This is a genomic window from Enterobacter cloacae complex sp. I1M (assembly GCF_014982425.1).
GTDB classification, from domain to species: domain Bacteria; phylum Pseudomonadota; class Gammaproteobacteria; order Enterobacterales; family Enterobacteriaceae; genus Enterobacter; species Enterobacter intestinihominis.
The window spans coordinates 32,512-46,156 of record NZ_JADCLG010000024.1 but is presented as its reverse complement, the minus strand read 5'-3'; the positions used below and the strand labels follow the sequence as shown (position 1 = coordinate 46,156).

Genomic DNA, 13,645 nt, shown 5'->3' with positions numbered 1-13,645 from the left:
TCCATCCTTTGACAAGGCGTACGCAGGTCGATAATATGCGCCCCGTTCACACGATTCCTCTGTAGTTCAGTCGGTAGAACGGCGGACTGTTAATCCGTATGTCACTGGTTCGAGTCCAGTCAGAGGAGCCAAATTTGAAAAGCCTGCTTTTAAAGCAGGCTTTTTGCTTTTCTGCGTTTGGTAAGTTTGTCGGGTGGCGCTCTGCTTATTCGACCTACGGTCCTGTAGGCCCGGAAAGCGCAACGCCACCGGGCATTGCAAGCCTCACCGGCATCCCCGACCGCCGTTCCAGCTCAGTGCCCGCCCCTTCACTTATCAGCTGCGTCCTTTGCGCGGCCGAAATGGGCAGCGGCACTTTTCGGGTTGATTCAAATTCCGCGCGATTGCGTGAAAGCGGCTCGTGAACCTCTACCCAACGGCTACCGTCCGGCTCGGTGGTCACTTTTACGGGCTGATCGATAAGCTGTACCCGCGTCCCCACCGAAACGTTATCGAACAGGTATTTGATATCGTTATTACGCAGGCGAATGCAGCCCTGGCTGACGCGCAGACCAATGCCGAAATTTGAGTTGGTACCGTGGATCGCGTACAGCCTGCCGATATAGAGGGCATACAGCCCCATCGGGTTATCCGGCCCGGCGGGAACGAACGCGGGCAACGTTTTCCCCTCTTTCGCGTAAGCGCGTCGCGTATTTGGCGTGGGTGACCAGGTCGGGCCTTCCTGTTTGCGCTCAACGGCGGTTACCCAGTTACGCGGCGTTTCGCGCCCGGCCTGACCGATGCCAATAGGCAGCACCTCAACCGTGTTGCTGCCGGGTGGATAATAGTAAAGTCGCATTTCCGCGACGTTCACTACAATCCCCTCGCGCACCGTTGGTGGCAGAATAAGCTGCTGCGGCACCACCAGCTGTGTTCCGGCTCGCGGTAAAAATGGATCCACCCCCGGGTTGGCTTCCAGCATATTGCTCAACCCCTGCCCGTGCTGCGCTGCAAACGCTTCGAGCGGCAGGGTATTGCCTTCAGGTACGGTGACAGTTATCGGCGCTCCCACCAGGCGGCTCCCCTCGGGTGGGAGTGGGTAGGTTACAGCAGATGCAGCGGGAACCAGAATACCAAGCGTAAAAACGAACGCGGCAAATCGAATCATAGTGTTCTGTACTCGGTCAAAGAGAAAGCCTGCCGGTGGGCAGGCTTAGCCAACTCATTCAGTTAACCTTTCGTCGTGCGCCATCTCCGGGTAAGGACTTTTTCCGCTTCAACAATCATGAACATTGCGAACCCGATCAGGAAGGTAATGATCCAGTAGCGGAACGGCAGCGCTTCGGTACCGAACAACATCTGCATAAATGGCGCATAGACGATCAGAAGCTGAAGGGCCAGAAGTACGCCGCTCACGATCCATATGCCCTTGTTAGCCAGCAGACCTTTACTCAGGGAGAAGCCGTCGGTGACGCGGCAGTTGAGCATGTAAAACCACTGGGCAGTGACCAGCGTTTGCAGCAACACGGTGCGGATGAACTCCGCCGAGTAACCACGCGGTTGCAGCCAGGCCTCCAGCACAAAGGCGCTGATGGCAATCATCAGGCCGACAAACACCACGCGCCAGATGGCGTAACCGTCCATCACGTGCAGGTTAGACTTACGCGGCGGCCGGTTCATGATGTCCTTCTCACCCGCTTCAAACGCCAGACCAAACGACAGCGTTGCCGAGGTTGCCATGTTCATCCACAGGATCAGTACCGGTGTTAACGGGATCAGGTTCCCCGCCAGCAGGGCAATAATGATCAGCAGGGCCTGGGCGATATTGCTCGGGATAACGAACAGAATGGTCTTTTTCAGGTTGTCGTAGACCCGACGCCCTTCATGGACCGCCCGGGCAATGGTGGCAAAGTTATCATCCGTTAACACCATATCGGCGGCTTCTTTGGTGACTTCAGTACCTTTGATCCCCATCGCGATGCCGACATCCGCCCGCTTCAGCGCAGGCGCATCGTTCACGCCGTCCCCGGTCATCCCGACCACTTCCTGCTTACTTTGCAGCGCCTGCACCAGACGGAATTTATCTTCCGGGCTGGTTCGGGCAAAGATATCGTATTTTTGCGCCGCCTCGCTCAGCTGGTGGTCGTCCATCGCCTCCAGTTCGCGCCCGGTAATGGCGCTCGCCGCGTTGCCAATACCCAGCATCTGACCAATGCTCATCGCCGTTTGTGGATGATCCCCGGTAATCATTTTCACGCGAATGCCCGCCTGCAAGCAGTCGGCAATGGCCGAAATGGCTTCCGGGCGCGGGGGATCCATCATGCCCGCAATGCCGAGCAGTATGACCCCCTCTTGCAGATCCGCATGCGTCAGCTCGCGCTGCCCGCTGGCGGCCGGTTTCCAGGCCGCAGCCACCATGCGCAATCCTTCGCGCGCATACTCTTCAATCTTCTCTTCCCAATAGTGCAGGTTGAACGGCTCCAGCCCGTTTTGAGTCTGCTGGTGCTGGCAAAGACGGAAAAGGACGTCCGGCGCACCGGTGATTAACATCACCTCTTCGTCGCCCAGGCGATAAAGGGTGGACATGTATTTATATTGCGAATCGAATGGGATTTTACTGCGCAATTCGGCGTCAATTGCCGGAAGCGGGATTTTTGCCGCCAGCACCTTCAGCGCGCCTTCGGTAGGCCCGCCGGTGATTTTCCACAGCCCCTGCTCATCTTTGATCAGCTGGCTGTCATTACAGAGATCGACGGTGCGCAGATAGCGCTCCAGCACAGACCCCTGGGTCACGGTTACCGGTGTTGGATCGTCAACAGGGTGAATATTGCCCACCGGCTCGTAGCTGTCTCCCTCCACGCAGTAGGTGGTGTCCGCGGTAATCACCGCTTTTACCGTCATCTCATTCATGGTCAGGGTGCCGGTTTTATCCGAGCAGATCACCGTCATCGCCCCCAGCGTTTCCACGGTAGGCAGCTTGCGAATAATCGCCTTGCGACGCGCCATCGCCTGCACGCCCAGCGAGAGGATGATAGAGATAATGGCCGGTAAACCTTCCGGCACCGCCGCCACCGCAAGGCTAATCAGCGACAGCACCAACTCTGAAACGGGCATATCACGGAAGATAAGACTGAAAACGAACAGCGCCAGCATCATCACCAGAATGGTGATAAAAATGGTCTTGCCGAGCTTGTCCATTTGCACCATCAACGGGGTACGGTGTTTTTCAATGTCTGACATCATCTGGTTGATATGGCCGAGTTCGGTCTCCCCCCCGGTCGCCACCACCAGCCCTTTTCCCCCGCCGGAGCTGACGGTGGTGCCAGAATAAAGCAGGTTGTAACGGTCGCCTAACGGCAACTCCCCGTGGAGCGCATCGCTGCTTTTCTCCACTACCGTGGATTCGCCGGTAAGAATAGCTTCTTCCACCCGCAGGTTGTGCGCCTCTATTACGCGAAGGTCGGCAGGAATGCGATCCCCGGCGCGTATCACCACGATATCTCCCGGCACCAGCGCTGTCGTCGGGATAGTTTCATGGTTGCCCTGCCGGATGACCACAGCCTCGCTGGAGAGCATATTACGAATGCTTTGCAGCGATTTCTCCGCATTGCTCTCCTGAATATGTCCAATCAGGGCGTTGATGATGGCCACCCCAAGAATGACAAACATATCCACCCAGTGTCCCATTATCAGCTTCAGCAGCGCCGCCGCCAGTAGGACGTAAATAAGGACATCGTTGAAATGGGCCAGAAAGCGCAGCCAGCCAGGTTTACCCGGTTTTTGCGGTAAGGCATTTTCACCGTATTTTTCCAGTCTGGCGGTGGCTTCTGCACTGGTAAGTCCGTCCAGGCTGGATTGGATATTTGTCAGGGTTTCATCAACGGTCTGTTGATAATACGGATGGTGAGGCTTTTCTGTTATCATCGTTCCTTCCTCGGGTTCTTTTCAGAAATCACCTTGCTTTCATGTCATTAACGAATAACGAAAACAGGAACATGTGCATAACGAACGATACTCGCCGCCTCTGACCCTAATAAATGGGTTTGAATATTGGGATTGCGCGACCCCACAATAATCGCGCCGACGTTAAGTTCATCCGCCAGTTTGATTACCTCATCACGTATATTCCCGCTGCGAACATGTAGATGGACATTTGCTTCCGGCAGGCTGATTTTTTTTACCAGCGCGGCCAGTTTTTCTTTAGCATTATTAATCATATATTCATCCATCTTTCTCGCGTCTGCAATAAAACCGCGGGTCAGTTCCGCCGAGAACTTTGGCATAACGTACAGCAGATGGACATTACCCGATGCGCTTTGCGCCAGGAATTGGGCATGCTGTAGCGCTTTATCAGACAACGCTGTTTCGTATACATCCACCGGCACCAGAATCGTTTTATACATATCAAGCGTCCTTTTTATAACCAACACAACAGTGAGTGAATCAGGAGAGATCGCATCAAACCCATGGGTACAGGCGTGAATGCCTTTTACGGAAAAAAGGAATGGATGCTATTAAACGTAGCACAGGAATATCAGGATGTTATTCAAAGGGGATACGCTATCGTATCGCTTGTTTCGCCTGAGTATGTCACGCCACTAATAATGGTTATTTAACATTTATTTATTCACCGACTATGCTCATAGTCAGACATGCAACACGTTCATTCTCATTATCCCGCGCCACCTTCAACCTCATGGAGGAATGCATGTACGGTTTAAGCCTGATTCGCCTTGGTTTGTTTATTGCGCTTGCCATTATCGCCAGCACAGCAATCGGTTTATTTACCTATGTGGTCGTCTCGGCCCTGGCGGAATAGTGCCACCCCAGCATTGATGACGAAATAAATAAAACAATTATTATCAGGGGAATACTGTGAAGCGCTACCTCTCTCTTCTGCCTGCTGTTTTATTGCTGCTGACGGCGTGCGACCCCAAACCCGACCGCGCCGCGCCCCTGCCAAAAATGGTAAAAGTCGCAGAGGTGGTGAAGGCCGGCAACGCGCAGCAGCGCGTATTTCCCGCGCGTATCGAATCCGGCGACGCCACCGATCTCGCGTTCAAACGTGCCGGGCAGATTGAGACCCTGGACATTCGCCAGGGTGCCGTTGTCAAACAGGGGCAACGGCTCGCCAGTCTTAACGATCGCGAAGCCCGGCAGCGTCTGAACGACAGGCAAACGGCGGCGACCCTGGCTCAGCGGCAATTCGACCGCTTCCAGACCCTGGCAGGACGCCAGGCCGTGTCGAAGGCCGAGATGGATGTCCAGCGCGCAAACCGCGATTCTGCAAACGCCGCGCTACAGATTGCTCGCGAGGAATTAAGCCAGATGACGCTCGTCGCCCCCTTTAGCGGGACAGCGGCCAGCGTACATGTGCGAAATCATCAGGTCGTCTCAGCCGGCCAGCCCGTCGTCACCCTGACCCGTACCGACCTGCTGGACGTGGTGTTCAGCCTTCCAGAGAACCTGTTTAACACCTTCGATATCCGCAATGCGCAGTACAAACCGGTAGTGAGGATCAACGCCCTGCCCGGTCGCGAGTTTACCGCTGTGTACAAAGAGCACTCAGGCAGTAGCGACAGCAATACATTGACCTGGCAGGTGATTTTAACCATGCCCCGCCCGGATGATTTTCCCGTCGTGGGCGGCGTCAGCGGAACGGTCACCATCAATTTAACCAACCTACCGGCGGGCGTGGGCAGTGAGGCGCTGGTGGTGCCGGTTGAAGCGGTCTTTAACCCGGATAACCGCCCGCGCAATGAGCCACACGTCTGGGTGGTGACGGGCGAAGGCGATACGTTGCACCTGGAAGATCGTAAGGTCAGCGTCGGGCAAGTCAGCGCTGAGGGGGTCGTCATCGTCGGTGGGCTTAAGGCGGGTGAACGCGTGGTGGCCGCAGGCGTTGGGGAGTTACATCCCAACCAGCCGGTACGTATCTGGACGCGTGAACGGGGACTGTAATGGATATCTCTCGTCAGTTTATCAGCAACCCGGTTCGCGTCTGGCTGACTATTCTGCTGCTGGGCGTAGGTGGCATTATTGCCCTGTTGAACATCGGCAGACTGGAAGATCCGGCGTTTACCATCAAAACGGCGGTGGTGATCACCCATTATCCGGGCGCGTCGGCGCAGCAGGTTGAGGAAGAGGTAACCCTGCCACTGGAAAACGCGCTTCAGCAGTTACCTTACCTGGATAACGTCAGCTCCATCTCCTCCAGCGGCCTGTCGCAGATCACGGTCAATATAGCCTCGCGCTACCACTCAAATGCGCTGCCGCAAATCTGGGATGAACTGCGTCGCCGGGTGGGAGATGCCGCCCGACAGTTTCCACCGGGGGTAGTGACCCCGTTTGTGAATGACGATTTTGGCGATGTGTTCGGCTTTTTCTTTGCCATTTCCGGCGATGAATTCAGCAATCCGGAACTGGTCCGGTATGCCGAGCAGCTGCGCCGGGAGTTGGTCCTCGTGCCGGGCGTGGGCAAAGTGGCCATCGGCGGAGCCCTCACCCAGCAGATTAACGTGGACATTTCTCTGAGCAAAATGGCCGCGCGCGGGATTACGCTTAACCAGCTTTCTGCCCAGCTCAGCAGGCTGAACGTGGTTTCCAGCGCGGGAGAGATCCCCTCCGGTACTGAGTCAATTCGTCTGCATCCTACCGGTGAATTCGAAAGTATTGACGAGCTGGCCGATCTCATAGTGACCCCGCCCGGCGTTGGGGCGGCTACCCGTTTACGGGATATTGCCACCCTGTCACGCGGGCTGGATGCGTCCCCTGCCAGCATCTACCATGCCAACGGCAGAAAAGCCGTCACCATGGGCGTCTCCTTTATACCCGGCGTTAACGTGATCGACGTGGGACATGCCCTGGAGGCGAAGCTTGAGCAGATGTCAGCCGAGAAACCGGCAGGTATCCATATCGACCTGTTTTACGATCAGGCGGCGGAGGTCGGGCATTCCGTCAACGGATTTATCATTAATTTCCTGATGGCGCTGGCGATTGTCGTCGGTGTGTTGCTGATCTTTATGGGCTTACGCAGCGGGCTCATTATCGCCTTTTCCCTCGCGCTCAACGTGCTGGGCACGCTGCTGATCATGTATCTCTGGGGCATAGAACTACAGCGTATTTCACTGGGGGCGCTGATCATCGCCCTCAGTATGCTGGTCGATAACGCCATCGTAGTTGTCGAAGGGGTACTGATAGCCCGGCAGCAGGGCTCGCCCCTGCTTAACGCCATTAACGCGATTATTCGCCGCTCTGCGCTGCCGCTGCTGGGTGCGACGGTCATCGCCATCCTGGCTTTTGCGCCCGTCGGGCTGTCACAGGATTCCACCGGCGAATACTGTAAGTCGCTGTTTCAGGTGCTGTTGATTTCGCTGATGCTGAGCTGGTTCTCAGCCCTCACCATTACGCCGGTGCTGATTAAATGGTGGCTGTTTAAACATGACGCTGCACCGCCAGACGCCGACGAAACGGATCCCTATGACAAACGCATCTATCGGATCTACCGGGGTTTGCTCAATGCACTGTTACGGCGTAAAGCGCCAACGCTGATGGTGATGGCCGCACTGCTGGCTGCCGCCATCTGGGGCTTTGGCTCGGTGCGGCAGAACTTCTTCCCCTCATCCAGTACGCCAATTTTCTTTGTCGATCTCTGGCTCCCTTACGGGACCGACATTAACTGGACCGAGAAGATGACCGGTGATATCGAGAAAACCATTAACGGCCAGCCTGGTGTGGAAACTACGGTCTCGACGATTGGTCAGGGAAGTATGCGATTTATTTTGACCTACAGCGGACAGCGGCAGTACAGCAACTATGCACAAATCATGGTGAGAATGGACGACCAGCGTAACATCCCCGCCCTGACCCGCCACGTTGATGAGTACATTGCACGGAACTACCCGCAGGTTAACGCCAGCACGAAACGGGTGATGTTTGGCCCCTCCGGTGACAGCGCCATTGAAATACGTATTAAGGGCCCCGATCCGGACAGGCTGCGTCTGATCGCCAGCCAGGTAGACAACATTCTTACGCGCGATCCGGCGACGGACAGCGTCAGGAACGACTGGCAAAACCGCAGCAAAGTGATCCGCCCGCAGTACGTCACCGCGCTGGGACGTGAGCTTGGCGTGGATAAGCAAGACGTCGATAACGCCCTGGAGATGAATTTCTCCGGCAGCCGGGCGGGACTGTACAGAGAAGGAAGCGACCTGTTACCCGTGGTGGTGCGCCCGCCGGAAAGTGAGCGGCTGGACGCCAATCACCTGAATAACGTCCTGGTCTGGAGCCAGACCCGGCAGCAGTATATTCCGCTGAGCAACGTCGTCAGCGGCTTCGCGCTGGAGTGGGAAGATCCGCTGATCCTGCGTCGCGACCGCTCGCGCGTGCTGACCGTGCAGACCGATCCTGACCCGCTAAGCCAGCAAACGTCCGGCGATATTCTCGCCCGCGTGAAGCCGCAAATAGATGCCCTGCCTCTGCCCCACGGCTACAGCATCGAATGGGGCGGGGACGCGGAGAACTCCAGCGAAGCGCAGCAGGGGCTATTTACCACGCTGCCGCTCGGGTATCTGGTGATGTTTGTGATCACGGTGCTGATGTTCAGTTCGGTGAAAAACGCCGTCGCTATCTGGCTGACCGTGCCGCTGGCGCTGATCGGCGTTACGCCCGGTTTTTTACTTACCGGGATCCCCTTTGGCTTTATGGCACTGATTGGCCTGCTGAGCCTGAGCGGGATGCTGATCCGCAACGGCATTGTGCTGGTGGAAGAGATAGAGCAGCAGAAAGCGCAGCAGGATCAGCACAGTGCGATCGTTTACGCCGCCACGTCGCGCCTGCGTCCCATCCTGCTCACCGCCTTTACGACCGTGCTTGGCCTCGCCCCCCTGCTGCTGGATGTGTTCTTCCAGAGCATGGCCGTTGTGATTATGTTTGGGCTTGGGTTTGCTACAATCCTGACGCTGCTGGTACTCCCCGTAATTTACGCGTGTTTTCATCGTAAGGACGAAGCTGAACAACAATGAATGCGACAGGGCTGAACATCATCAAGACGCTGGGCTGTATGACGGCGGTCACCTTCTTCACCATCTACAACACCTGGGACCATTACGATTATGACTATCACTGGATCCTCGGTTTTTTAACCTTCATTTCGACCATCGCCACGCCGTTGTTTTTTGTGGTTGCAGGGTATCTGGATGGGCAATCCCGACACGGCACGCGCTGGCAGCTGGATAAGATCAAAAGCCTGGTGATCGTCTTTCTGTTCTGGGTAACCATTTACTACCTGTGGGAGCCCTATCAGCGCGGATATCTTATCCAGCCCTGGTTCGTGTTCGCATTTGTCGTGATTTACACTTTTCATCCGGCGGTGGAGTGGCTCAGCCAGCGGCGAACGCTGTTTTGCGGGGTGATTGCCACCCTGCTGCTTTTCTCATACGGGTACGATTTGCTGTCAGCCCTCTATCCTGATGTCCACGTGCTTTCATTGTCGCCGCAGTATCGCCTGTGGACGTGGCTGCTGTTTTATCTGACGGGGCAGCTCTTTTGCGATCCGCAGATTGCGGCGTGGATCGGCCGCAAAAATGTGGTCAGGGCAGCGGTGATTGCCATACCGTTTATCTATCTCTTCACGTGGTTTTACGAACGGCATTTCTTTTTTGCGCTATTTAAAGCGGACAGAAACGCCTTTATCCTCACCGGATCGCAAATCTACATCCTGATTATTGCCCTGGTGATTGCGGCCAACGGCGTACGTTTTCGCCGCAATGCGGAGTTTAAAGAGTCCGTGCTGGCCGCCATTAGCAAAACGATGACCGGGGTCTATATCATGCACTACTCGGTGTTTCACCTGTTGACGGCGCTCATTCCGGTAACGTCCCTGAGCACCAAACTTGCTCTGATTGTGCTCACCTTTGTTACGTCCGTCCTGTTTTCGCTGCTGATCCTGTCCAACGCAGTGACCAAAAAAGTGATCACACTTTAAAAGCCCAGGCGCAGCCAGGCAAACAGCACGTTGCCGTTGTTGTAGGTTCCGGGAATATAGGTGAACTGGACGGTGACGCGCTTATATCCGGCAGAGAAAAGCGGGAAGATAAACGGCAGCGGGACATAGTTAGCAAAGTCGTCGCGCGCGGTGATCCCCGCGGCGGCCCCCAGCCCCAGACGGAAATCTTTTGCGTTATCCAGATACCAGCCCTTTTCCCAGCCGTAGCCCATCGCGGGCTGCCACTCGCTATGTGAATCTTTAAACATCATGGCAAAGAGTGCGCTCCAGTTGCCCTCGTCGTTGTAGCGAGAAACGCCCAGTCCGCCGCCCCACGGCATTTCGTTGTAGTTATCCGTTTTCTCTTTGTCATACATAAAGCGGGCATGCCAGCTCAGAAACGGCAGGTAGAGATCGTAACGATCTGGCTGCTCCCAGGTCTGGGAAATATCGTCTGTTACCGCATCCCACCAGCGGTGGATGCGCTGTTCGCCGTAGACTTTTGGCTCCGCATGCAGCGGCGAAGCCACCAAAAACAGGACTACCCAGAGTGCAGGAAAGAGGCGTTGCATCGTTATTCCCTCAGCTTACGTCACACAGCGATCATTATTACTGTAAACCATTCAGCCCTAACCGGAGCCAAACAGGCTGATTTATATTGGGACCCGATAAGATGAAATTTATTGATTCTGCGCTTTCAGGAAAGATAAAAACGTTTTCTCAGGCCGTCTGTCGCGGTAGTCTCATACGTTCCGTCAATATGACGGCTGCAACGTGAGTGACCTTTTCTTATACCAATAATTAAAAATCAGTACAGACAGGACAACTATGGACTCCACCCTCATCTCCGCTCGCCGCAACGAGGAGACACCTTCGCTTAACCGCGCCCGCCGCGCCGCTTTAGGTAGCTTCGCAGGCGCCGTCGTCGACTGGTATGACTTTCTGCTCTACGGTATTACCGCTGCGCTGGTCTTTAACCGTGAATTCTTTCCTCAGATCAGCCCCGCCATGGGCACGCTTGCTGCGTTTGCCACCTTCGGCGTCGGTTTTCTGTTTCGTCCGCTGGGCGGGATAATTTTCGGCCACTTCGGTGACCGCCTTGGCCGTAAGCGCATGCTGATGCTCACCGTCTGGATGATGGGCATTGCCACCGCGCTGATCGGTGTTTTGCCCTCCTTTGCATCGATTGGCTGGTGGGCCCCGGTGTTGCTGGTGACGCTTCGCGCCATTCAGGGCTTTGCCGTCGGCGGCGAATGGGGCGGCGCGGCACTGCTGTCCGTGGAAAGCGCGCCGAAGAATAAGAAAGCGTTCTACAGCAGCGGCGTGCAGGTAGGTTATGGCGTGGGTCTGCTGCTCTCCACGGGCCTGGTGTCGCTCATAAGCCAGCTCACGACAGACGAGCAGTTTCTGAGCTGGGGCTGGCGTATTCCGTTTATCTTCAGCATTGTGCTGGTCGTGGTGGCCCTGTGGATCCGTAACGGCATGGAAGAGTCGGCTGAGTTTGAGCAACAGAAGCGCGAAAAACCGGTCGCAAAAAAACGGCTGCCGGTGATGGAAGCGCTGGTGCAGCACCCTGGCGCTTTTCTGAAAATTATCGCCCTGCGCCTGTGCGAACTGCTGACGATGTATATCGTCACCGCCTTCGCCCTCAACTACTCCACGCAAAACCTCGGCCTGCCGCGGGAATTGTTCCTGAATATTGGCCTGGTGGTGGGCGGGATCAGCTGCCTGACCATCCCCTGCTTCGCCTGGCTGGCGGATCGCTTTGGTCGTCGACGGGTGTATATCACCGGGGCGCTTATCGGCACACTCAGCGCCTGGCCGTTCTTTATGGCGCTGGAGGCCCAGTCGGTCTTCTGGATTGTCTTCTTTGCGATCATGCTTGCGAACATCGCTCACGATATGGTGGTCTGCGTGCAGCAGCCGATGTTTACCGAGCTGTTTGGCGCAAGCTACCGCTACAGCGGCGCGGGCGTGGGATATCAGGTGGCGAGCGTGGTCGGCGGCGGGTTTACGCCGTTTATCGCCGCCGCGCTGGTGACGTTCTCCGGCGGGAACTGGCACAGCGTGGCGATTTATCTGCTGGCAGGTTGCCTGCTTTCTGCCGCCACCGCCCTGTTGATGAAGGAAACCGCGCACAGCTGATCTCCTCACTTTTGTTTCACAGGCGTGTGACATACTATCGGTTATAGCCGCACACCTGTGGAACAAGGAGACAGACATGAATAATAAGGGCTCCAGCCTGACCCCGGCTCAGGCGCTGGAAAAACTCGACGCGCTGTATGAACAGTCCGTCAATGCACTGCGCAGCGCCATCAGTGACTATATCGAAACAGGGAAACTTCCCGATGAAAAGGCCAGAACCCAGGGCCTTTTTGTTTATCCATCGCTCTCTGTCACCTGGGACGGCAGCGCCAGCAGCAATCCGAAAACCCGCGCCTATGCGCGTTTCACCCACTCCGGCTGTTACAGCACGACCATCACGCGACCTGCGCTGTTCCGCCCCTACCTGGAAGAGCAGCTTACCCTGCTGTATCAGGATTACGGCGCGCATATCAGCGTTGAACCGTCCCTGCACGAGATCCCCTACCCGTACGTGATAGACGGCTCAGCGCTGACGCTGGATCGCTCCATGAGCGCGGGACTGACCCGTCATTTCCCGACCACTGAGCTGTCGCAGATTGGCGATGAGACGGCGGACGGGATCTATCACCCGGCAGAGTTTTCACCGCTGTCGCACTTTGATGCCCGCCGTGTCGATTTTTCGCTGGCACGCCTGCGCCACTACACCGGCACCCCAGCCGAACATTTCCAGCCGTTCGTACTGTTTACCAACTACACCCGCTATGTAGACGAATTTGTCCGCTGGGGCTGTAGCCAGATCCTTGACCCGGACAGCCCTTACATCGCTCTCTCCTGCGCGGGCGGGATCTGGATCACTGCCGAAACCGAAGCACCGGAAGAGGCCATCTCCGACCTGGCGTGGAAAAAGCACCAGATGCCCGCCTGGCACCTGGTCACCGCCGACGGTCAGGGCATTACGTTGATTAACATCGGCGTTGGCCCGTCGAATGCGAAAACCATCTGCGACCATCTGGCGGTTCTGCGCCCGGACGTCTGGCTGATGATCGGCCACTGCGGCGGCCTGCGTGAAAGCCAGCTGATTGGTGATTATGTCCTCGCCCACGCTTATCTGCGTGACGACCATGTCCTTGACGCGGTTCTGCCGCCGGACATTCCTATCCCGAGTATCGCTGAAGTACAGCGCGCCCTGTACGACGCCACCAAAGAGGTGAGCGGCATGCCGGGTGAAGAGGTGAAGCAGCGCCTGCGTACCGGTACGGTCGTCACCACCGACGATCGTAACTGGGAGCTTCGCTATTCCGCCTCCGCCCTGCGTTTCAATCTCAGCCGTGCGGTCGCGATCGATATGGAAAGTGCCACCATTGCCGCGCAGGGCTACCGCTTCCGCGTCCCGTACGGCACGCTGCTGTGCGTGTCCGATAAACCGCTGCACGGCGAGATCAAACTGCCGGGTCAGGCGAACCGTTTCTACGAAGGGGCGATCTCAGAGCACCTTCAGATTGGTATTCGCGCCATCGATTTACTGCGTGCAGAGGGCGACAAACTGCATTCCCGTAAGCTGCGCACCTTCAATGAGCCACCGTTTAGGTGATACTA

Annotated in this window: 9 protein-coding genes and 1 tRNA gene; 6 read left to right on the top strand and 4 right to left on the bottom strand. The window is 56.4% G+C overall.

What is annotated here, in order from left to right:
- Nucleotides 1–55: 55 nt before the first annotated feature.
- Nucleotides 56–131, top strand: a tRNA-Asn gene (locus tag INF86_RS15580).
- A gap of 83 nt (nt 132–214) precedes the next feature.
- Here INF86_RS15580 and ldtA read toward each other — a convergent pair.
- The 3 genes from ldtA to INF86_RS15565 all read right to left on the bottom strand — a co-directional run bounded on the left by ldtA (nt 215) and on the right by INF86_RS15565 (nt 4,382).
- On the bottom strand, nt 215–1,147 hold the full coding sequence (gene ldtA, locus INF86_RS15575) for a L,D-transpeptidase (RefSeq protein ID WP_193543692.1): 933 nt from the start codon (nt 1,145–1,147) through the stop codon (nt 215–217).
- Between the two features lie 62 nt (nt 1,148–1,209).
- Complete coding sequence (locus INF86_RS15570) at nt 1,210–3,903, bottom strand: cation-transporting P-type ATPase (RefSeq protein WP_193543691.1); 2,694 nt, start codon at nt 3,901–3,903, stop codon at nt 1,210–1,212.
- Between the two features lie 47 nt (nt 3,904–3,950).
- Nucleotides 3,951–4,382, bottom strand: coding sequence for a universal stress protein (locus tag INF86_RS15565; protein WP_023300514.1), 432 nt, complete (start codon nt 4,380–4,382; stop codon nt 3,951–3,953).
- Nucleotides 4,383–4,854: 472 nt separating this feature from the next.
- Between INF86_RS15565 and INF86_RS15560 the strand changes: the two genes are divergently transcribed.
- The 3 genes from INF86_RS15560 to INF86_RS15550 are packed head-to-tail and all read left to right on the top strand — an operon-like array spanning nt 4,855 to nt 9,964.
- On the top strand, nt 4,855–5,940 hold the full coding sequence (locus tag INF86_RS15560; protein WP_022648590.1) for an efflux RND transporter periplasmic adaptor subunit: 1,086 nt from the start codon (nt 4,855–4,857) through the stop codon (nt 5,938–5,940).
- Nucleotides 5,940–9,002: an efflux RND transporter permease subunit gene (locus INF86_RS15555; protein ID WP_069596742.1), complete on the top strand. Its 3,063-nt coding sequence runs from the start codon at nt 5,940–5,942 to the stop codon at nt 9,000–9,002. The genes INF86_RS15560 and INF86_RS15555 overlap by 1 nt, the downstream gene beginning before the upstream one ends.
- A gap of 38 nt (nt 9,003–9,040) precedes the next feature.
- Entirely contained in the window at nt 9,041–9,964 is a 924-nt protein-coding gene (locus INF86_RS15550; protein ID WP_193543710.1) for an acyltransferase, read from the top strand.
- On the opposite strand, the gene pagP is transcribed toward INF86_RS15550, so the two are convergent.
- On the bottom strand, nt 9,961–10,536 hold the full coding sequence (gene pagP / locus INF86_RS15545) for a lipid IV(A) palmitoyltransferase PagP (protein ID WP_032623990.1): 576 nt from the start codon (nt 10,534–10,536) through the stop codon (nt 9,961–9,963). The two genes, INF86_RS15550 and pagP, sit on opposite strands and share 4 nt — an antisense overlap.
- 256 nt (nt 10,537–10,792) lie before the next feature.
- Between pagP and shiA the strand changes: the two genes are divergently transcribed.
- Both shiA and INF86_RS15535 read left to right on the top strand, forming a co-directional pair.
- Complete coding sequence (gene shiA / locus INF86_RS15540) at nt 10,793–12,109, top strand: shikimate transporter (protein WP_023306549.1); 1,317 nt, start codon at nt 10,793–10,795, stop codon at nt 12,107–12,109.
- Between the two features lie 76 nt (nt 12,110–12,185).
- Entirely contained in the window at nt 12,186–13,640 is a 1,455-nt protein-coding gene (locus INF86_RS15535) for an AMP nucleosidase (protein ID WP_022648595.1), read from the top strand.
- Nucleotides 13,641–13,645: the final 5 nt, after the last annotated feature.